Source organism: Gammaproteobacteria bacterium, assembly GCA_029881255.1.
GTDB lineage: Bacteria > Pseudomonadota > Gammaproteobacteria > S012-40 > S012-40 > JAOUMY01.
Window position 1 is genome coordinate 94,047 of the sequence record JAOUMY010000005.1, and the last position, 20,614, is coordinate 114,660.

The window sequence follows — 20,614 nt, forward strand, 5'->3', positions numbered from 1 at the left end:
TTGCTAAGCTGTTGATTTTATATACGGCACCCTCCCCACCGCCACCCCGTGCGCGTTCGCGCTTTCGCAGTGGACGAGTTGGTCGTCGAAAAATATGTGTGGGCGAAATGCCTTGAGGACTTCGCCTTTGGGCATGCCGCCGAGGAAAAACGTTTCGTCGAGGTCGACGTCCCAGGCGCGCAGGGTGCGGATGACGCGTTCGTGTGCGGGGCTGGCGCGGGCGGTGACGAGTGCGGTGCGTATCGGTTTGGGTTTGCTTGGGTGTTGGTTTTGTATATAGGCGAGGGATTTGAGTAATTTTGCGAACGGGCCTTCGGGTAGGGGTTTTTGTTTGTTGTCGCGTTCGTGTTTGACGAAGGCGTCCAGGCCTTGTTCTTTATAGATGCGTTCGGACTCGTCGGAGAACAACACCGCGTCGCCATCGAAGGCAATGCGGATTTGATCAATTTCTGTCTGCTCGGGATGCGCCGGTGTTTCGTATAACAAGGCGGCGGCGATGTTGGCGTTGACTGCTGCTTGCACATCATCTTCATACAGCGACAAAAACAAATCGATTTTGTAGGCGTGCAGATATGGCGCGAGGGTTTCACCGCCGGTGAGCGCGGCGCGTTGAATATCGAGGCCGTAGTGTTCGATGGAGTTGAATATGCGCAGACTGGTCTCGGCCGAATTGCGCGACATGATCACCACCTCGGTGGTGCGCTCGCCGGGCAGGGTTTGATTGAGTTTGAGAAAGGCCTTTACCAGCGGAAAACCGGGGCCGGGTTTGAGGATGTCGTTTTCGTGGGCGAGTTGATGGTCTTCATAGGCCCGGAGCCCCTGCTCGTCATAAATGCGATTCTCCGCACTCAGGTCAAACAAGGCCCGCGAGGATATTCCAATAACGAGGTACTGACTGAGATCGACTGGCAAACATACTCCCTTTCAATGCTAACTCAGACACCAACCTAACCTGGGAGAGCGACAGGGTGTGTCGCTTGCATGGCAAATTGTCCTGATTTTGCCAATGTATTTCTCGGCGGCCGAAAGAAGCATAGGTCGAACGGGTGGATGTGTAAAGTTTTTAGCGAAATCAGAGGCTTGCTATTACATAAGTATTACCTTCGGGGCGCTATTTACGCTGGCCATACACGGCCAACATCGCTAACATAGCCGTTCCTTTGGTCCGAACAACAATAATCAAATGCCAATCACCAGAATGCCGATTCATGTGCGTCTATTTCTCAGCGGTCTTGTGCTTTGCGCTTTGTCTTGTTCGTTAGTGTTTGCTGCCAATGTCGAAGATATTCCGCCGTGCGATAGCCCCAGTTGCGACCGCGTCGCGCAAACCATTCCCTGGGAAAATGCGCACGCAAACCCTGACGGACAAACTGTACGCATCGGAAGATTTTCCTTCGTCATCCCTACGGGGGCTGAGGTACGTCTATCGGGGGATCTGACTTTTTTTCACTATAGTGATAAGCCGCGTCGTTGGTTGTCTGTTCGCTTGAACTCCATACAAGACGTCGATCTGACAGAAGCGGATTTAGGTGATCTGCGCTTTGCCGATGCGGTTCGCATATTGTTCACTAAGACTCGCCAGGACAAAGAGCCGAGCAATCTTCATGCACGCAATATGTGGCGCAGCCTGTTACACGCCAAGTCATTACACATTGCCGAGAACACGCCGGTGTATTTCTCTCACCGTGGTGACGCGGAAGTGGCCTTCGGTCAGTGGGAGGATGGCAGACGGTTTGTGTTTATAGCCAACAAACACACTTCCCATGCTTACGTACAGATAGAAGGCACAGGTTTCAGTGACGCGGAGATGAAGGGTTTTGCTTTTCAAAATTAAAATAAGAGGAAGCCATGGGCGCATTACAGCAAGAAGAGATTGCTGCCTTCGAATACATCTTCGAAGCGACATTCAAGGACAATCCTAAAAATCATGGTTGCGGCGTTCCCAACCGCCGAACGATTGATGCAATGGAAAAAGTGCTGGAAGAAGCAGAGAAGTGTAATAAGAATCTTTCCCGACTCATTACGCAACTGTTAGGAATCGCCATTCGTGGCCGTGGTTGGCTGATGCGTATACTCAAACAGTTGGGTAAGGAACTGAGTTTCAAGTTTCGTATGTGTCTTACCTTTACCGCGGGCTACTACTATAAATCCGTGGTGATTGAGACTATGTATCAGTGTTAGTCTTGAAATTTGGGATAGATACAACTTTCTCTGCGAACCGAACCAATAAAACAAAATCAATAAAGGAGATTTGTATGGCCGATGCCATTCAAAAAGAAGAGCTTAGGCAGATGATAGAAGCGTTTTATCGTTTTGCGGGCGTGAATCCACCCGCCAATCTTGAAATCAATGAGAGTGTTGCCAGTGTGTTTGGGTCGATGTTGCAGGAAACCCGCAAGTGTTCGGATGCTTTCAAGTGGATTCCTCCGCCCCCAGGTGGTAGGCCGAGTATCGGCTGGTTGGTTACCAATATCGGCAAGTCTTTCATCAGGAGCCTGAATGATAAGATGTCGTTTACTTGTGCCCGTGGCGTGATTTATGTTTGGGGGCATCATTTGCAACGTGCTTCGTTGCTCAATATTTCAATGGGAACTCCAGCATGGGCGTAGTTAAAAGTATTTCATTTATCCTCTGCCTCACCTTCTCATCAATTAGCTGTGCCGCCGATGCATTGCGTGAGATACCGTGGCCAAACAAATCCACGTGTATTGATTGCTTGCAGGTGGAACTCAATCGTTATCAGTTTCAGTTACCCAGCAGTGATGTAAAGTCGGTTTCGACGCAAACGCTTTCGAGCACGGTAGTGGATATTCAATTAACGCGTGATGCCAGCCAACGCGGTATCGCCTTGATGGAATTGACACCGGAAAAGTTAACCGCGGATTTTGAACAACTCGGCTATTTTTCAAAGCTGCATATCAAAAACACTCGCGAGTTTTTTCTCGTCCTCGGCAAAACCTATGACGAAAAATCCCCCGGCGACATCATGCGCAAGACCATGGCGGTGGATGTGGCCAGTGAATATGTGTGGAGCCATAAAGATAATCTGAGTGCGTTCTGGATGAAATCGAATAATCCAAGTTCGCAGAGTGTGTATGTGGTGAATGATAAGGAAGCAAATGTGTTGTTTGTAGGTGGTGCGGTGACGGAGGAGTTGTTTGGGAGGATTTTGGGGACGTTGCGGATTCGGTGAAGAAAGTTGTATCTGTTCCCAATTTCAGTGACCAACCGTCTCATCACCTTGATACTGTCGGGCCCGGAAATTGGGTTTATGGAGACGGTGATATCAGAAATCAACAACGCGGAACATTCGCAGACCAGATAAAATATTTTTTTCGTGGATCAGAAAAACAATAAGAGGAAATTTCTCAATGAATAGCGAACAACAAAACGACAAAGCGCAAAATTTTAACCAAATGTTGGTAAGGGCAATCTTCAATACCTCAGTAGCCATACTTATCTGCATACCAATAAGCTTTTTTGATTACCCAGACTACATCGATTCAATCCTGGATAGCGCCTTTTTCCTGTCTTGGATTCTATGTGGTGCGTTAATAACCACGCTGCACTTTAGAATGAAAAAGGCAAAACTAGGCTGGCTTGCTTTGTCATATTGGTCGATACTATTTATTTTGCCTATCTTCATGCCATTTTACCTTCCTGTATTTTTTTCGCTCATTGGCGCACAAGTCTACAATAAAGCGAAGAATCCGCTGACACTCGGCGATGACGAGACTGCCCTTGTACCTGATAATAGCGAAACGGAATTAACAGCGACTCAGGATGGGAGTTCATCTTTGACGCTTGCCTGGGTTCTTCTCATTTCTCATTTTCCCTATCTCGTGTTCCTATATACCTTCGACTATTCTGAGTGGAATGGAGTCTTCGCTTTGACGACGACATTTTGCATCGCCGCCCCGGTGACTATTCTCACCATTTTTTTTCTGGGCGGAAATGCGCCGCAGAAGGAACGCGGCCAAATCAGCTTTATAAAGCTGATCATGCTAGCGGCGTTGATAGCAGAAGTATACCTGTCCACAACAGGACACTAGAATAAATCTGCCTGAATCAGGTTTAGAACGGGAAAATTGTAAGACACGCCGATTACTAAAAACAAACTGTTTCCTGTTATACAAGAGTAGATATCGTCTATGCGAAAATCAGGGAGATTTAAATGATTTACCGGACACGTGTAGTCATTGCAGACTGGTATTGCAAATTGCCGTAGCCTTCACCTGGAGATAGTTCGCTGAATGTTACCTAATATGTCAGCCATTAAACTTTCCATTCTTCGAATTATTTTCAAAAAGTTCGAACTCTACGCCGATTCGCAAGAATTCAACTTCTGTTCCGCACACTCAATCATGTCGTCCAGCTAATGTCTCCCCCCCGATTACTCCCGGGTTAGACTCCCGACTAAACTGCGGAAAGCAACAGGCCGCGCTATAAAGATGGCGATTGGGCTGAAAAGAATAGATCGAACACTTAGTTGTGTAAAGTTTTTGAAGTTATCAGGGGTTCGCTAGTTCGAAGGTAGTAAGCCCTATAGCAATTATCCTGACCTTGCCCGACCGTCTCATCACCTTGAGATTGCGGGGTCGGGATATTGGGTTTATGGAAACTGGGATTTGGGGGCAAATTATATAAAAATGTACTGAGAATTCAGTAGCTAGTTCGTTCTGCATAGTTTGAATTCTCGCCTTTACATCAACATGTTTGCCATGTTACGGTTTCCTCACGAAAACACTTAAATTGCTAGTTAAAATGAAAATAATAGCTCTTCCAATTGCCGTAGCCTTCACCTTATTCCTCAGCCCGCCGGGTTTCGCCGAAACGGACTCATTGCCCACAGCCATGCAGTCCTGCGCCAATATGACGGTTTGTGAGCAAACAGCGGTCAAGCAGCCGTTTCCCGGAGCGGGAAACAATCTGGAAGTCGCTGTTGGTGGTGGACACTTTTCATTCTTTCCGCCTGATGCCGTAACCGATGTCGCCGTGGGGTGGGGAGAGTCGCCAAACTATGTGATCAGACTCAAGGGTGGCAAGCTCATGGCATCCGAGGAGCGTCTGGTGCGCCTGGATAACACGGGTCTTTGCTCAGCGAACGAGTCGCCAGCACCAACTCTGGCACGTTTTCTTTTTCTTCAGACCGCGAAAGAAAAGGAACCTGACGACAAATGTCAACAAACAATTTTCAGGCTGGCTTTTTTTCAAAAGAGTTCGTCCATATTCAAGGATGCTCAACATTTGGTCTGGTTCGAGAAGAACAACCTGGAGATTTATCTCGCCAATGTTTCGGGCATTGATCACGACACCTACGCGATGGTGACTCATCGAGACAAGCCGTTCCACTATTTAGTGATACGTACCCAGGGAGTTGATAGAGAACGTTTGCTCAAAACACTTGCAACAATAAAAATAAAACCATAAGGCCTTATCTATGACACTGACCTATACACAACAGAAAGATGTTGCGGAGTTGTTGGCTGCACTCTTTAACGACAATGAATATCTCTACCACGTAAACAAAATCAACCGCGAAACTGTGCGTTACGCGGAAGACGTTATTGTGATGTTCCGCTTCTGTAACAAGGCATCGGCTGGATTGTTGGCGGGGATACAGTGCATTCCGAAGTCTAAAAACATCTATGGCTGGTTACTAAGCTGTCTTCCTGCAGTACATAAAGTGGTCAAGGCCAATCGCGAGATTTTCTATTCTAATTTTATGTGCGATATCGCAATACAGTCGCATCGAAATGCGCTTAAAGGGACGATGATCCGCTAGTGGGGGCGATGAATACGCATTTGGCTTGTCGGAGTCGAGCAGTTATGGGATAGATCTGGTGTATCAACATCTGTTCAACCACCCACAGCGTCCCGCGAACTTCGGCATCGTAACTACTAATATGGTAGGGAACGCCAATGCCACTGGTGTTTCCTGTCATCAGCGAACCTGGAGGCGCCGTATATGTGCCTTTGGGAATTGGTGCATACAAGCCCGGCATGCCGGAGCGAACCTTCCATGATTTTCCGAAGCCCTGTAGTTGTTGCAGATTAGTGTTATAAACAAGCGTGGTCATTTTTTACAATTTCCTTTCAGTAATTCTAGTTGTTTTTCGAGATCGTGGTATTTTGGCGCACTTTCCCCACTCCAGAACAGCAGCACAGTATTGTTATCGCGTTGTGTGCAGAGATATACGCGTAGCACGAACGTGGTATCGTTGTATCGATAACCGGTGTACTGCCAGGGTGTGCCATCGCCAGTCTGCTTTTGAGTATTTGGGAATTGCTGACTATCCATATCGGCTAGTCGTTGATAGTAGTTGCGCCCAACCCCCCTTGTATCAACAAACCACAACATATTATCGCTACCGAACGTGGGTTTGATCCATGTAGATGTGTTGATATCCAGACCCTGTTCGATCAAGGCAGCGAGAAATTCATTGTCGGCAGCGAGTATGGCCCGCTCATCAATGGAAACTTTCAACCAGCCGTCTACTGTATCGTTTTTGTTTGCAAAACAACTGGTGGAACAAACAAATGCCATCAGCGAAAACAATAGAATGAAATGTCGGTGACGCATAGCGTGGAATTCTCAATACGGGTTCAGCAACAACATGGAACTATGCATAGATAGGCCTATCCATTTATCAGTTTTTATAGCTGTGACCAAGACTACGCCCGATTAAGTAGGTGTGTAAAGTTCTTTATATATGTACCGGATCGAATAGTACAAAGGTGGTATCTCTTTTGCTGGTGCTCAATTTATGCCGCAAAACATATTGAGTAGCCCGCGATGTCGAAGGGCAAAGCAAAACCAATTCACTATGGCCCCCTGAATATCGATCTGCCCGAAAACCCGACTTCTATAAGCACCTCGGGAATCGATGGCAAGTTAGTCATCACCTTTACTGGCAAGACCGAGGCTGACTATAGCCAACTGATGAATATGGATTTCAGCAAAAGCCAGTTTCGTCTCGCCGACAAAGCACGCATTCAATACGGCGCACTGAAAGCAGCGAAGAACGCTTTGAACGAACAAGATCAGGCCTTTTGGAATCGCCACCTGCAAAACAGACATGCGCTGTTTTCAGAAAAGTCACGATTGTTCATTACCGGCCACTCTGGTCTAACGGTTTACTATTCCAATGAACGACCTCAGTGGTGGTCCGCACAGGCGATCATTACTTTGGACGAGTTGCCCGACCGGCTTATCACGTTAACACTGTGGGGTCGAGATATTGGGTTTCTGGAGTCGGTGATTGCGGGAATTAAAATAAAAAAATAGGAGGACAAATCCATGGCATTAACATCAGAAGAACAGGCGCTGGGGCGTCGGGCGTGGATTCCTACGCCGTTGTTTACGCGCGGCAGTGAAGATACTGAAAGACAATCCTTTCGCTGCCACCGCTTGTCAACGTGCAATCGCAGGCTCGTTGATTAAAGCAGAAATTTTTATGTCGGCGGAGAATTGAGATGAGGTATCTATCATGACTACTCTCGAACTTCTATATCTCTTTATTTAAATCATCACATCTTCCAAATGGAAAGATGCCTCCATCCATCGGGAAAACCCATGATCGCTGGCCTGGCAATAGGATGATTATCCATCAATTGCATCAAGCGATTCTTCCAATGGGTGTTGGGACTTATACGTTCCATCAGGTACTCCAATAGAACCAGCGTATTGTACAGTTTCTTGGATTGAGCCGGATTGAAACAGGCAATGAACTGCGCGGGGCGGCGACTGGGTATTTTCATTTGAAAACCAAATTGCCGATTCCATAATCGACTGTGATGGGCGCAAATGTTCCGGATGATGGTGAGGTGATGTAAGAATGAAATCAGTACGCTTTCGTCCAGATCATAAATATCCGCAATGGCTCGACGATCAGCTCGCTTTTTTGATGTTGGAAACCCACTTGGAAAGTTGGCCGAGTGACATTACCTCGACCACTGCCCAGATAGGTGGTAATTCTAGATCATCGTACTTGTTTCGATAGTGATTGATGAAGGTTTCCTGGCTGCGATCAATTTCTTCTTTAAGGTTTTTTATGCAACGTTGGTATTGATTGCCATTATTGAAAATGGATTTATCAAGAAACGCGTGGGCACCATAGATATGGCCCAAGTGATAAGCCCATTGTGTTCGCACAGAAACTTCGATTCGTTCGATCGCATCCATCACCAATAGCCGTAATTCACGATCGAAAATGTAAAGGTGTAAGACGTCTTCGAATGTTGTGCCAGTCTTGAATTGATGGGTGGAGTGATCTGCTTCAAACGGAAGCCAGTAAGCACCTAGGCGATAATAGTTGAGGTGTGCAAGATAGTGGCATGCCCGGTTATGGTCGGGGATCGACATCCCTCGGGTTTCAAGTAGATGGATTTGTTGTTCGAGGGTGGTTGGGGGCTTGGTAAAACGCATTGACTAGCCCCAGTAAAAGTAACCCGCCGGGGTGCGCAGATCTGACGGAATGCGTGGCGGGTGTTGTTGCTGCTAATTATCGGCAACTTTTTATCTTTTTCAAGGAGAAATTTACTGTTTGCGAAAAAAAGCGGCTGCGCTTTCAGTAAATACCTATGAAAAGCAGGCCTAGCAAATAACCGTTCAATTAGAGGTTCCGCATGTTGGAATATAGTTTTTAGAGACAATTCACCGCCCCTTTCCCTCTTTATTAATGTTTATTTTGTATTGCATAAGAATAATCGTAGTATCGTGATTTTACAAAAAGTAATTAATAATTTCATGTAGTTATTAGTACTTTCGGGGCAGCTCAGCAATTTTTGTGGCCTATCGGTTTCCCGCCTGGCGCGGGCGGTGACGAGTGCGGTGCGTATCGGTTTGGGTTTGCTTGGGTGTTGGTTTTGTATATAGGCGAGGGATTTGAGTAATTTTGCGAACGGGCCTTCGGGAGATATTGAGTTTGAGAAAGGCCTTTACCAGCGGAAAACCGGGGCCGGGTTTGAGGAAAGTAGGGGCAGATACCAGTTTTCGCTAATGTAAGCAGTAGCTTGTATCTGACCCGACTTTCCCTTGACCAGATGCAACATAAGAGTTATACGTTACATACATCTATTTAACGTATAACACCCTATGGAAAACTTGCCGCTTTCGACCACTACCCTGTTCCAACAATTTGTCGAACAGGTCACCTCCGACGAATTGAGCCGGGATCTAGGTGATCTGGCCGGCAGCTTTGTATCCAAGGAGGTGAAGGGAAAGCCTTATTGGTATCTCCAATACCATGAAGCGGGAAAACAAAAACAGGTATACCTTGGGCCCGAGAATGACAGAGTTCTGAAACTTGTAAACAATTGGGATGACATTCGAACCGAGGCAAAACTCAGCCAGCAACGTCGACAAGAAATGTGCGCCATGTTAAAAGCGGGCGGTTTACTTGCGCTGGACTCGGCCGTTGGTAAGGTACTGTCGATGCTTGCAGACAGCGGTATCTTTCGCGCGGGTGTCGTACTGGTCGGAACACAAGCGTTTCGATCTTATGGAAATCTACTCGGCGTAAAGTTATTCGGTTCTGCGATACAAACACACGATATCGATCTCATTCAGGACCTCGACGTTGACGTGGTACTTCAGTCCAATATCCAAATCGACTTTGGCGACATAATCGAACGTACCGAGATGGGGTTTATACCTATCCCTGCGTTAAATCCAAAACATCCTTCGACGTCGTTCAAGATTCGACGAAAAGAAATCAAACTCGATATGCTCACACCGCTCATTGGCAAGCCTGAGTCCGGTCCAATAAAACTACATTCACTCCAGACCTATGCCCAACCATTGCGATTTCTCGACTTCCTAATAAAGGAACCGATACAAACCGTGTTAATCGACAACGCCGGTATCCTGGTGAATATTCCTCATCCGGCTCGTTATGCGCTGCATAAATGCATCATTTCATCACGACGTCCAATTACACAAAGAGCGAAAAGTAAGAAAGATATTTTTCAAGCAGAAATCCTGTTCCAGGTTCTCCTCGACATCGATCGCGTATCACTTCTTTCTGCATGGAAAGACCTGGAAAGTTTCGGAAAGAACTGGCAGAGCCATGCTCGTGAAGGAATAGACAAGATTTCTGACAAGGAACTGCTTAGCAAGCTTGCTGAATTGTTGTCGTTTTGAAAAAAGTGAGGTCAGATTGAAACAGCCACATTATATCGGCCACCTTAAAGGGACGATGATCCGCTAGTGGGGGCGGATTCAATTCCAAACCTGCGTCTTGAAATTCCCCGGGCAGACGATTGATATCCCTGTCGGGAGTCATAAATGCCTCAAGCCGTTCGGTGATAATTCGAAAACTCAGAGGAAACTAAAATAAGAGCCATATCGGGGGTAGACCCCTTTTTTCTGTTACTATGCGCCCGTTCTCTATCCATAACCCACCAGGACAAACCCCTTGAACCAGACGCCCTTTTCCACACTTGCACTCAACCCCGCCCTGCTCGAGAACCTGAGCTCGCTCGGCTATACCGCCATGACACCCATCCAGGCGCAGAGTTTGCCGCATGTGCTGGCGGGCAAGGATGTGATTGCGCAGGCGAAGACAGGTTCTGGTAAGACCGCGGCATTTAGTCTGGGTTTGCTGGAAAAGCTGGATGTGCGAAACCTGCGTGTGCAGGGTTTGATTCTTTGCCCGACGCGGGAGCTGGCAGATCAGGTGGCGACCGAGGTGCGCAAACTGGGGCGCAGTATTCCGAACATCAAGGTGCTGACGCTGTGTGGCGGCACGCCCGTCGCGCCGCAGAAGGCCTCGCTGGAACATGGTGCGCATATCATCGTCGGCACACCTGGCCGGGTGGAGGATCACCTTAATCGCGGCTCGCTGAAACTCGATGGGCTCAACACCCTGGTACTGGATGAGGCGGATCGCATGCTCGATATGGGTTTTCAACCGGCGCTGGATGCAATTATCGACGCCATACCCACGCAGCGTCAGACGCTATTGTTTAGTGCCACCTTTCCGCAGCAGATTCAATCCATCGCTAAGCGCGTGATGCGCGAGCCGGTATCGGTGCAGTTGGAAGAAACCCATGACAGCAGCAGTATTCAACAGCACTTCTTCAAACTCGATGACAATGTAGAACGTTTGACCGCCGTGCGTTTGCTGCTGCTCAAGCATCGGCCGGAATCCGCGGTGGTATTTTGTAATATGAAAAAGGACGCGCAGGAAATTGCAGATGAACTGGGCCGTTATGGCTTTACTGCCAAGGCCTTGCATGGTGATCTGGAACAACGTGAGCGTGATCAGACGCTGGTGCAGTTTGCCAACAAAAGTATTTCGATTCTGGTGGCGACCGATGTCGCGGCGCGCGGGCTGGATATCGATGCACTGGATGCGGTGATCAATTATCAACTGGCGCACGATGCGGAGGTACACGTGCACCGTGTCGGTCGCACCGGTCGCGCGGGTAACAAGGGCATTGCCTGTACTTTGTATTATGAAAAAGAGGCGCACAAATTGGCGCGGCTTGAGGAATATTTAGGCCGTTCGATCAAAGCCGAATCTCTGCCCTCTTTTAATGTGCTGGAAAAACCGGTCTATCGCGCAGCGATGGTGACACTACAAATCGATGGCGGTAAAAAACAGAAAGTCCGCGCCGGTGATATTCTGGGTGCACTGACCGGCGAAAACGGGATTGATGGAAAACAGGTGGGCAAGATTCAGTTATACGATAACTGGTCTTTTGTCGCAGTGCGACAGGAAGTCGCAAAGGCCGCGTTGCAGAAATTAACCCAGGGTAAATTGAAAGGCCGCTCGTTTCGAGTGCGGAAAATATAGCGAGTTACTGAGAAAGTTGTGACTGAGCCTACTTTCCGGGTTCGGTGAGTAATCCACTGTCAATTACGGCACAAGCAAACGAAGCTCTTTGTCTTTCGTCAATTCCAATATCTGATGGTCCACCAATCCATTCAAATCCCTGGAACAGGTTTTTGAACTTAGTTTTTGGTACAAGGCTTGATACCAGGGCTTGGCCTGCAATGTTTTCAATGGAAGCGATAGACCGGTTTCCATGATGGTGGTCACAATGATGTATTGGCGCTGATTGATCTTTCTATCGTTTAGTAAATTGTTGAGCATGTTTTCATACAACACTAGCGCAATTATACGATTCGCTCTATCGTGCAATTGATTGATGACTGTCAACATCCCTTTGAGAAAGAAGCGGATAAATGCCGTATTGGGATTGGTTTCGCCGCTTTCCTCGGATTTTCTCGCCCGATTGAACACCGTAAAATATTCATCAATGTTGTCCAGATAAAAACGCGATAAGGCAAAATGTGCGTATTTATAACCTGCGCATTTCAGTATCAACATCTCGACGACGCGACCAACCCTCCCATTACCATCCCAGAAGGGGTGTATGCGCTCAAAATAATAATGTGCGAGCGGTGCGCGTATGAGTGGCGGGAGACGTCGAATTTCGTCGCTATTGATCCACTCGATAAAGCTTCTCATTAGCAAGATAATGTCATCCTTGCACTTTGGTGGCGTATAAACACCGCCATGTTCTGCATCGCCAACCTTGGTCAACTGGCCTTTTAGGTTATCGCGATATTGACCTGGAACATTGAACGGATGACTTAGTTGTTGCGTAATCAGCTCATGTAAATCTGTAAACATGGCTTCCTGCAAAGACACCGCGATGCCTTGTGCTGGAGAGTTGTCGCGCTTTAGAGAATTAATACATTGCTGGCTGAACGTTTCGGCTTTTTCATAGGCATGCTTGATGTTGATAACGCGCTGCTCAGTTTCATCGCGGCTCTCGGGAAGTCGCTCTATAACCCTGGCCGTTTCTTCCTCGCTAAGGGTACCGCCTTCTATGGTATTGGTGCCGAACACGCTGGCCGCCACCACTTCTTTTTCCAGACGCGCGGCGACGTCAGGGATAATAGGAATACTCGAAAACCGGTGATGGGCGTCCTCTATCCGCAACAAATCGGCCTCGATACTGGCCATATCGACACCGACCATAAAACGGAAGAAGCCTGAGCGGTGGGTTTCTATGCGTTTTTCTTTAGGCATATTTTGTCCAGCTAAATGTCCAGCACATTTTCATTTATAACTATGTATTTTCAATGAGTTACATTTTTATTACTGGATTTATGTCAATATTTATGTCCAGATGAATGGGAGAAGTATAGTCCATAGACCTCGGCCCGTCATGTCGACTTTTACGGCTTTTTTCGACATATCTGCCGGATATGTCGATGTGGGAAACATGTTCGCGGCCCTGCCAGCCTGCGATTTGTTAGGATGCAACTGGTCCCCTCAAAGTGAGCAACACCGCCATGCAAGAATTTTTCATCGGCCCCCTATCCCGTTACACCTATGGCTGGATCGCTTTGTTTGTGTTTGCCTGTTTTGGGGTTTACATGATTTATCGTGCCCGGCAGGGGAAGCGGCTCGATAAGTTTATCGCTCTGGGTTTGTCTGCCAGGGTTCAGTTGTGGTGCGGGGTGTTTTGTTTGTTGCCGGTGGTTTTGTATAGCTTTGGGGTTTTGTTGATTGGAGGTTAATACACAAGGCTTTGGCCTTTTGCACTAACTCGCTAGTTACTTAGAGATTGACGGACTTTTTTGGGGCAGGCGAATCGCACAGGGCATGTTCGGTCATAGAAGGCTCCGAGTGTGGCATAGGTGCAGCACCTGCGCATCAAGCATGAAGAATCCGTGTGCGGACAGATGCCAGTTTTCCGTGTTGGAAAAACCGGTCTATCGCGCGGCGATGGTGACACTACAAATCGATGGCGGCAAAAAACAAAAAGTCCGCGCCGGTGATATTCTCGGTGCACTTACCGGTGAAAACGGGATCGATGGTAAACAGGTGGGCAAGATTCAGTTATACGACAACTGGTCTTTTGTCGCCGTGCGACAGGAAGTCGCGAAGGCCGCGTTGCAGAAATTAACCCAGGGTAAATTGAAAGGCCGTTCGTTTCGGGTGCGGCGGGTATAGAACGTGGCGGAGTGGTTCCATCGGGCCCGAATAAAACATCCAAATTACCAATAATATATCTTAATTTTTATACGATTAAGCAGCACACTGTTAGCCACTTCTATTAGACTTCCCTATCCATTGCAGGCATGATCCGCCACCTAAAATAACGAAAATGAAGGGTATTAGCTGTGTCTCAATTTTTGTCGAGTTCGTCAACCGTGTTCGCTTCCTGGCAAAGTACTAGGTAGATTATGTATAAAAATACTTTTGTTTTTCTAATTACCGTACTCATTTTTTTGTTGTCTACGGCGTGTGCTCACAAAAAAACACAAATCGTATTGAAGAACACGCCGACTGAGGAAAGTGAGTTTCATTTAGCGCCTGAGGAACTGTTGGGGAAATATCCGGATGTAGAGGGATTACATCCTGAGAACTATCTAAAATATCAAATCGCGCTTTCTGGAACTTCCTCGCCCGACTTAAATGAGCGGGCAGATAAGTCAACACTAGTCAATGCACTAGGCGAACCCGATAGGATTGAACTTCATAAGCGCTCAATCGTGGACTTTCTTTCGTCTCCTCCTATGTTTGGCCTTTTGTTTTTAAGTCCCTTGCTGATTGAGCCAATTGTCACCGGGGGTGTTCTCGCAGGTCTTGGCATACAGTATTTTGTACAGCCACGTGAAGAGGATCTTTACTGGACCAAAGGCGACTATCTCATAGAAGCGCACACCATATCGGGAAGATACAGAAAAGAAGCTAAATGGGAGTGGTTCTACAAAATAAATGATAGTGAAAATCTTTCGTCACCGATTGTTTCAAGATCCAACAGCGCTAGCTACGGAGGCTTGTCGCTGAGTAATTTTTCGAGATTTGGCGATCAACTTTATAATCGAAAAACATATATCTCCATACTGTATGGTAAATCTTTCCAAGCTCCCTACCTATTCGACAACATCAATCTCGATGCCGCAGCCAGTATACAATCCACTACAAAAGAAAAATATTATCTGCTGGACATAACTAACCAGGCGATTTTTCTCAGCGGCTCGTACAACATCAATAACAATAAACAAGAACTAGGCATTGGCATAACCTACGAAACATCGCTCCCGGATGTTTTCATCGACGGATATCTAGGCCGAGTTGGCGCTTACGCTGAATTCAACTTGCGCAAACAACGCGAAACACAAACCGTCATACGCATCGGCGCAGTCAGAAGTATTGACCCGTTTGAAAACAAGGCCAGCTATTTTCGCATATCCTGGATACAAAAATTCCAGAATCGTAGGCTGCACTAGGGAGTACAAACACTAAAAGGCGGTTCTAACGCTGCGCGACATGATGTATTTCGAGGATCGCGATGTGAATACTATGCAGGGTCAGATTGAGAAAGTAGGTTCAGTTACCAGCTAACGATAGAATCTGCTAAAACCCCACAACCAGAAAATCCACCGCATCCACAATCTCCCCCCGCTGTTGCTGTAAGGAGCCAACATACTCACCCAAATCCGTTGTCGAAATACCGGCCATTTCCGCCGTCGACATAAATACCTTTTTGCCTTCGATTTCAAAACGCGGGTTGAGACGGCCGATGGGTTTGCTATTCGCACTTTCTTTGATCAACGGAACAACGAGGCGTGTGTTCAGCGTTTCGAATAAGTCATTTTGCACGTCGAGTAAGTAAGGAACGGTTTGTCGCGTCGCGGGATTGGGGTTGCGATAGACGCCGAACTGGGCCACTAGAACTTCCTCTTGCCGTCACTAAACACACCTTGGTCCGCTGTTCGTTTGTTGTAATCGTCGATGGCGTCGGCATTTTCTGCGATCCAGTTTTGCCGTTCCTTTTCACGTATGGCCTGGACCAGGGCGACTTCGAGCAGGGCAGAGAGGTTAATGCCCAGACCTTTTGCCTTTTGCACTAACTCGCTGTTTACACTGAGATTGACGGATTTTTTTGGGGCAGGCGTATAACCCAGGGCATGTTCGGTCATAGGTGGTTCCGTATTTGGTATAGGGGAAGTATATGCGCACTATTTATGCGCATCAAGCACGAAAAACCCATCTGCGGACAGATTCCCATTTCCCATTTAACCCTATCGCCAAAGCCGGGTTTGTGCCGCATAATAGCCGCCCTTTTGCCCACGCCCGCGAGCACGCCCGTATGCCTGACAACAAGATTTATCTGAGCAATCTGAATAAGCTTGCGACGGAAGCCGATTTGAAACGGCATTTTTCCACCTATGGCGCAGTCACCGAGGTGCATTTGCCGCGTGAGAAGAAGACCAAGGAGGCCAAGGGTTACGCCTTTGTCACCTTTGCCTACGAGGATTCGGCGCGACGGGCGCTGGAGCAGGACGGCAAGCCTTATATGGATCAAACGATCACGGTCCAAATCGCCATTGAAAAAAACCCCAGGAAGTAGACCCCCATGACGAATAACGAAATTATGAAAAAACTGCGCATCGCCCTCGACCTCAAAGAGATCGATTTGTACGAGATCTTCGAGCTATCGGGTTATGAGATCAGCAAGTCGGAGTTATCGGGGATTTTTCGCTCGGAAGGTCACAAGAATTACAAAGCCTGTAGCGACCTGGTGCTGAATCATTTTTTGAATGGCTACATTATTTATAAGCGTGGTGAAAAAGAATAAATTTGGATCGGGCGCGATGTATTCTCGCCTAACGAAACCGATCCGTAATCGCCGATACGTGTGTTTTTCCGTAGCCAGTTTTGCCAATTACCTTTAACAAGTAAACACCGGGCTCTGGCAAATCGACTTCTTTTTCCACCGCATTACGTCCCAAATCCTTCCAGTGTCCGATCGACTTTCCAGCAAGCGTTAGCAACTCGATTTCATAAACGGCGCCAGCTTCATTGGGTTCAAAAATAAGCTTGATCAGCTTGTCGAATCGACTACTCAGTCGATACACGGCCTCGGCTCCTTCCGCTATCATGCCGGTGAAAACGCCTTGATTAACTTTGACAATATTCTCGGTGCTTTTTAAGTTCTGGTCTGTGGCTAGTTCCGAAACAAAAAATGCAAATTCACCGTAGGACTTGGTGCCTTCAAGTTCCAGGCGGTAGTCACCCGTGTAGTTTGGGGTAAACACAAATTCCTGGGTTTGTTTACCGGCGTCTTTCATTGTCTTTACTTTCTTCCCTCTGGGATCACGTAGGTCAAACCGATAACGCAGATCAGATTGCCGCGCTTCCAGTCGGATGATGACTGGCGAGTTGCGCTTGAATCGCGCCTTGTACTTGCGTACCTGATTGTCGACGAGTTCGCCCTCATGAAATTCGTCAAACACCACTTTGTTATTGTGTTCTTCCTGGCCCTGCTCAGAAAAATTGCTGACCTCAAGTGTGTAGTCACTTACGTCTTTTGCGCCGGTAATACGTATGTAGAAATTAGCGCTATGCTCGACGGCGTGTGAAAACTCATGAAAATTATTGGCTACTTTCGTCCAGGATTTGATTGGTTTGAAACGTGTGTCCAAAAACTCGATGTCGTATTGCGCGGCGGCTTTGTCTTTATCCAGAGAAAACACTACAGACGCGCCTTTATCCAGCCTGACTTTGTACTCCGCAACCCCGCCCTCGGCCATAATACTGCTCTGTTGCTCACCGAACTTCAGGGTTTGTTTGCGCAGCTCCTTATCTGAAATAATCTGCTGCATCGCCAGCCCTGCTCGTCCATATCCTTTCTCACCGATAAAGCGCAGCACGTATTGATTATTCCTGGGTGGTGTAAACACCAATTCATTGTGATTGGTTCCCAGTCCCTTCCACTGCTTTATTAGCTTGCGACTTCTATCGACTAGCTGCAACTCATAGCTCATGCCATTACTGGTTTTTTCAGACACCAACAAAATCGGCGTATTTTTACTCCCGCGGTAACGGTATTCGCTCTCTGCACCGGCGGCGATCATCGGTTCGATGCGCTCACCGTCCTGGATACGGTTGCTCGAGCTTCGCAGTTCTGAATCTTTGGCCAATTGGGTGACAATCAGATCGTAGTCGCCTTGATTGCGCGTACCGATGACCTTAAGTTCGTAGCGATCTGAGTCTTCCGGCGTAAACAGCATTTCTTTATAAGTTGCCCCAAGATTTTTTTCCTGTCGTAGCATCTTGTTTTTTGAGGACCATATCTGTAGATCAAAACGAGTGCCTTTTTCCATTTTCGGAGTAGCCAGTAATACCGGCGAATTCTTTTTAAGTTTTAGTGCATACCCGTCCGTTTCGTTCAATTTGATGTCGCCTTTAAAATGCGCAAGCACGTCACCCGACATGGCCGACGTGTCGCCTTGAACGTATTTTGTAAATTTGATGACGTTGTCTGTCTCATACGAATCACCTTCGAAAAACAGACTGACAATTTTGTCGATAGATGATTGTTTAATAACATTACCGAAACCCTCCTCCTCACTAAGAAGCATTCCAACAACATATTCCCCTATGTATAAGGTACCTCCACTGTAACCTTGTGAAATAGTATCGGATGGATTCATTGCTTCTATCAGGAGGTGATCTTGCAAGTTTTCGCGTATAAAGACACGTATTGATATCAAACCTCCGCTGTCATTACGTACTTTTAGCACTCCCTCCTGATTTTCATCCAGAATCTTGGCAATGCCCGTGCCTTTATTCCAAACGCTATTCTTACAGGCGTCATAGCTTTCTACAATCAGTACTGCAGTATCGAATTGATCACCGAACTCTTGTATGAGCTTCGCACCGAATGTTTTTCGACCGCCTGTTACAAGCTTAATCGGACCGCCCTTCTCCACCACATGTTGTGCTGTGACAAAAAAACACTCGTGTCCCCTGGTTCTAAAAGTTCCCTGACCAAACTCGCCGTCAGCAATAACCCGGGCATCCGATGCCATCGCGTCAAAATTAAACATTGATAAAGTCATCACGACGAATACTGGCGATAGGAAATATTTTTTCACTTTAGTGATATCCTCAATAGAATTCTTATGAGCCCGTAAACAATTAGTGCAATCGCCCACAGATAGGCCTGACCTGATTCGCTAAACAGTCTTTTCATAATCCCGTTGCTGATTTCAAACGGTTCAGACTTGTAGTGTTGAACAATGACACTTTCGCCGGTTTCTCTATAGACCACACGCATCGCCTCATCGGCATTAATCGTCACAAAGCCCTGACCTAAGGAATCAAAGTCACTAAAACTCATTTCGGTATTCTTTTGTACTTTGACAAAAGCGCCGACCGGCAAGGGATAAGGACCAATACTATAGTATTCGTTAAAACCGAGTTTTTTCTCGCTAAAGCTGACTTCTCCGCCCTTAAACAACGGCTGTTGCGCAATGATAGAATCGCCCAACTCTTCACCCAAAACGACTTTCCCACTCAATCTGAAAAGACTAGTTTGCCCTTTATTGGCTCGCTTTTGAAAGTCTTTCAGTTTGATATAGGTGCAGGCTGGCAGTGTTTTGATCAGTGTCTCCGAGTTATCGTAGAGATTGCCAACCGATTTGCCGTCTTCAAATTCAAGCGAGATATTCAAATCGCCATAGGAAATCCGTTTAAAGACTGCCGCCACACCTGGTGTTAGTTCTAATACGCCATTAAAGTTCGTGAATTCGTCTTCAGCATCACAACCATAAACAATATTCGCGTTTTCCAACACCCAAGGGGCGTGATTAGTATTCGGGTAGGTCTGCAACACCAACAACTCAGTTTCCGCATTAATATTGAATGTGGTGTTATAGGACTTTAAAAACGACAAGTAGAAAACAGCACCAAAAAGTACGACTAATAATAAGAAAAGAAGTAGTATCAGTAGTGCATGTAATCGTAGCGTGCTCCACCTGTCTCGCCATCTTATGTCGATTTCTTCCGGAGATAAATCCAACCCGTCATTGACTAGAAAGACCGGCAAAATACGCCTTATACAAGAGACTACCCACGACTCCTTTGCCTCGTTATCTGGCGCCAATTTTAAGATCCCCATTGCGCAAAATCTCACCCATGCGCTTGGTGACAAAACGCAGAGTCGCCAGATTGTACTGCTTTACATCGTCTACGGTACAAATCGCATCATAGACCACCGGACGCGCGTCCTTGATCTTCTGACACTTGAATTTTTTTGCCTTGCCACTGTTGTTTTTTACCTGGAGCATGGCCTTTACACTTGAACCGCCCTTATTCAGATAGACATTGACTGCCTCACGCAAGGGGAAGCCCCACGACGATAAGACATAGTTCGGTGTCTTTTTTCGGTCCGCACAATTATTTTGAATCTGCGCCAGCACCACTAGATGATCTGGATGATAATTGGCGAGACGATCTTTGTGTTTGGAGGAAACATCAAATCCGACGGCCAGCTCGTCGTTGCCGGTGAGTGTGTGCTCAAAATATCCCTTGTATTTTCCGTCGATGCTAACGATGTCGACACATACCGAGCCGTTGGATTTTAACGGCACGTCTACATACAACGCTTCAAGATTTGCTTTGTCATATCTTGTCTTATACATGATCCCAGACTCGGTTCTACCCGAGACCTTGACCTCTTCGATGAACTGCTCGTCCAGTTTTGTGATATGGATGACGTCGGCCGCAACACAAACACCAACAAGTGGCCACAAAATGACCGACAGCAGTATCCTTTTCATTATGGTCCTTCCCTT

At 47.0% G+C, this 20,614-nt stretch carries 24 protein-coding genes and 3 pseudogenes; 16 read left to right on the forward strand and 11 right to left on the reverse strand.

The genetic code is table 11. The features are described 5' to 3' along the window. Positions 1–3: 3 nt before the first annotated feature. Positions 4–912 (reverse strand): 5'-nucleotidase, encoded by a 909-nt coding sequence (locus OEZ43_11460; protein MDH5546204.1) that lies wholly within the window; start codon positions 910–912, stop codon positions 4–6. Positions 913–1,183: 271 nt separating this feature from the next. Here OEZ43_11460 and OEZ43_11465 point away from each other — a divergent pair, with 271 nt between their 5' ends. The 7 genes from OEZ43_11465 (at position 1,184) to OEZ43_11495 (ending at position 5,785) form a co-directional block, all read left to right on the forward strand. Further along, positions 1,184–1,834 (forward strand): hypothetical protein, encoded by a 651-nt coding sequence (locus tag OEZ43_11465; GenBank protein MDH5546205.1) that lies wholly within the window; start codon positions 1,184–1,186, stop codon positions 1,832–1,834. 14 nt (positions 1,835–1,848) lie between these two features. Beyond that, a complete protein-coding gene (locus OEZ43_11470) occupies positions 1,849–2,181 on the forward strand; it encodes a hypothetical protein (GenBank protein ID MDH5546206.1) in 333 nt (110 codons plus the stop codon). A gap of 74 nt (positions 2,182–2,255) precedes the next feature. Then, positions 2,256–2,609 (forward strand): hypothetical protein, encoded by a 354-nt coding sequence (locus tag OEZ43_11475; protein ID MDH5546207.1) that lies wholly within the window; start codon positions 2,256–2,258, stop codon positions 2,607–2,609. Next, complete coding sequence (locus OEZ43_11480) at positions 2,600–3,193, forward strand: hypothetical protein (GenBank protein ID MDH5546208.1); 594 nt, start codon at positions 2,600–2,602, stop codon at positions 3,191–3,193. The genes OEZ43_11475 and OEZ43_11480 overlap by 10 nt, the downstream gene beginning before the upstream one ends. Before the next feature lie 178 nt (positions 3,194–3,371). Next, positions 3,372–4,052 (forward strand): hypothetical protein, encoded by a 681-nt coding sequence (locus tag OEZ43_11485; GenBank protein MDH5546209.1) that lies wholly within the window; start codon positions 3,372–3,374, stop codon positions 4,050–4,052. Positions 4,053–4,764: 712 nt separating this feature from the next. Beyond that, positions 4,765–5,430, forward strand: a complete 666-nt coding sequence (locus OEZ43_11490) for a hypothetical protein (protein MDH5546210.1) — start codon at positions 4,765–4,767, stop codon at positions 5,428–5,430. Between the two features lie 10 nt (positions 5,431–5,440). Beyond that, positions 5,441–5,785, forward strand: coding sequence for a hypothetical protein (locus OEZ43_11495; protein MDH5546211.1), 345 nt, complete (start codon positions 5,441–5,443; stop codon positions 5,783–5,785). On the opposite strand, the gene OEZ43_11500 is transcribed toward OEZ43_11495, so the two are convergent. Beyond that, positions 5,763–6,080 (reverse strand): hypothetical protein, encoded by a 318-nt coding sequence (locus OEZ43_11500; protein MDH5546212.1) that lies wholly within the window; start codon positions 6,078–6,080, stop codon positions 5,763–5,765. The two genes, OEZ43_11495 and OEZ43_11500, sit on opposite strands and share 23 nt — an antisense overlap. Further along, on the reverse strand, positions 6,077–6,583 hold the full coding sequence (locus tag OEZ43_11505; protein MDH5546213.1) for a hypothetical protein: 507 nt from the start codon (positions 6,581–6,583) through the stop codon (positions 6,077–6,079). The genes OEZ43_11500 and OEZ43_11505 overlap by 4 nt, the downstream gene beginning before the upstream one ends. A 213-nt stretch (positions 6,584–6,796) precedes the next feature. Here OEZ43_11505 and OEZ43_11510 point away from each other — a divergent pair, with 213 nt between their 5' ends. Both OEZ43_11510 and OEZ43_11515 read left to right on the forward strand, forming a co-directional pair. Further along, a complete protein-coding gene (locus OEZ43_11510; GenBank protein ID MDH5546214.1) occupies positions 6,797–7,288 on the forward strand; it encodes a hypothetical protein in 492 nt (163 codons plus the stop codon). A 12-nt stretch (positions 7,289–7,300) separates the two neighbouring features. Continuing rightward, the gene (locus tag OEZ43_11515) at positions 7,301–7,444 is read left to right on the forward strand and encodes a hypothetical protein (GenBank protein ID MDH5546215.1); all 144 of its coding nucleotides are present in this window, start codon (positions 7,301–7,303) and stop codon (positions 7,442–7,444) included. An 86-nt stretch (positions 7,445–7,530) separates the two neighbouring features. Here the strand turns inward: OEZ43_11515 and OEZ43_11520 are convergent. Further along, positions 7,531–8,428: pseudogene (locus OEZ43_11520) on the reverse strand (Abi family protein). A 257-nt stretch (positions 8,429–8,685) separates the two neighbouring features. After that, a pseudogene (locus OEZ43_11525) lies at positions 8,686–8,916 on the reverse strand (5'-nucleotidase). A gap of 181 nt (positions 8,917–9,097) precedes the next feature. On the opposite strand from OEZ43_11525, the gene OEZ43_11530 reads away from it, so the two are divergent. Together OEZ43_11530 and dbpA are read left to right on the forward strand one after the other, a co-directional pair. Further along, the gene (locus OEZ43_11530; GenBank protein ID MDH5546216.1) at positions 9,098–10,144 is read left to right on the forward strand and encodes a GSU2403 family nucleotidyltransferase fold protein; all 1,047 of its coding nucleotides are present in this window, start codon (positions 9,098–9,100) and stop codon (positions 10,142–10,144) included. Between the two features lie 274 nt (positions 10,145–10,418). Further along, positions 10,419–11,801: an ATP-dependent RNA helicase DbpA gene (gene dbpA / locus OEZ43_11535; protein ID MDH5546217.1), complete on the forward strand. Its 1,383-nt coding sequence runs from the start codon at positions 10,419–10,421 to the stop codon at positions 11,799–11,801. A 63-nt stretch (positions 11,802–11,864) separates the two neighbouring features. Here dbpA and OEZ43_11540 read toward each other — a convergent pair whose 3' ends face one another. Next, entirely contained in the window at positions 11,865–13,046 is a 1,182-nt protein-coding gene (locus tag OEZ43_11540; GenBank protein MDH5546218.1) for a Fic family protein, read from the reverse strand. A gap of 266 nt (positions 13,047–13,312) precedes the next feature. Between OEZ43_11540 and OEZ43_11545 the strand changes: the two genes are divergently transcribed. From OEZ43_11545 to OEZ43_11555, 3 genes and pseudogenes are all read left to right on the forward strand, one after another. Next, positions 13,313–13,540 carry a hypothetical protein gene (locus tag OEZ43_11545; protein MDH5546219.1) on the forward strand — a complete coding sequence of 76 codons (228 nt, stop codon included), beginning with the start codon at positions 13,313–13,315 and terminating at the stop codon, positions 13,538–13,540. A 172-nt stretch (positions 13,541–13,712) separates the two neighbouring features. After that, positions 13,713–13,976: pseudogene (locus OEZ43_11550) on the forward strand (DbpA RNA binding domain-containing protein). A 233-nt stretch (positions 13,977–14,209) separates the two neighbouring features. Next, positions 14,210–15,259, forward strand: a complete 1,050-nt coding sequence (locus OEZ43_11555) for a hypothetical protein (GenBank protein ID MDH5546220.1) — start codon at positions 14,210–14,212, stop codon at positions 15,257–15,259. 127 nt (positions 15,260–15,386) lie between these two features. Here OEZ43_11555 and OEZ43_11560 read toward each other — a convergent pair whose 3' ends face one another. After that, positions 15,387–15,701, reverse strand: coding sequence for a CcdB family protein (locus OEZ43_11560; protein ID MDH5546221.1), 315 nt, complete (start codon positions 15,699–15,701; stop codon positions 15,387–15,389). Then, positions 15,701–15,952, reverse strand: a complete 252-nt coding sequence (locus OEZ43_11565; GenBank protein MDH5546222.1) for a type II toxin-antitoxin system CcdA family antitoxin — start codon at positions 15,950–15,952, stop codon at positions 15,701–15,703. Before OEZ43_11565 ends, OEZ43_11560 begins: the two co-directional genes overlap by 1 nt. A gap of 32 nt (positions 15,953–15,984) precedes the next feature. Here OEZ43_11565 and OEZ43_11570 point away from each other — a divergent pair, with 32 nt between their 5' ends. Continuing rightward, on the forward strand, positions 15,985–16,383 hold the full coding sequence (locus OEZ43_11570; GenBank protein MDH5546223.1) for an RNA-binding protein: 399 nt from the start codon (positions 15,985–15,987) through the stop codon (positions 16,381–16,383). Positions 16,384–16,389: 6 nt separating this feature from the next. Continuing rightward, positions 16,390–16,611, forward strand: a complete 222-nt coding sequence (locus OEZ43_11575; protein ID MDH5546224.1) for a DUF1456 family protein — start codon at positions 16,390–16,392, stop codon at positions 16,609–16,611. A gap of 28 nt (positions 16,612–16,639) precedes the next feature. On the opposite strand, the gene OEZ43_11580 is transcribed toward OEZ43_11575, so the two are convergent. From OEZ43_11580 to OEZ43_11590, 3 genes are read right to left on the reverse strand one after another with little or no spacing between them, the layout of a single operon-like run. Beyond that, a complete protein-coding gene (locus OEZ43_11580) occupies positions 16,640–18,913 on the reverse strand; it encodes a hypothetical protein (protein MDH5546225.1) in 2,274 nt (757 codons plus the stop codon). Further along, positions 18,910–19,938, reverse strand: coding sequence for a hypothetical protein (locus OEZ43_11585; GenBank protein MDH5546226.1), 1,029 nt, complete (start codon positions 19,936–19,938; stop codon positions 18,910–18,912). The genes OEZ43_11580 and OEZ43_11585 overlap by 4 nt, the downstream gene beginning before the upstream one ends. Continuing rightward, entirely contained in the window at positions 19,910–20,599 is a 690-nt protein-coding gene (locus OEZ43_11590; protein ID MDH5546227.1) for a hypothetical protein, read from the reverse strand. The genes OEZ43_11585 and OEZ43_11590 overlap by 29 nt, the downstream gene beginning before the upstream one ends. Positions 20,600–20,614: the final 15 nt, after the last annotated feature.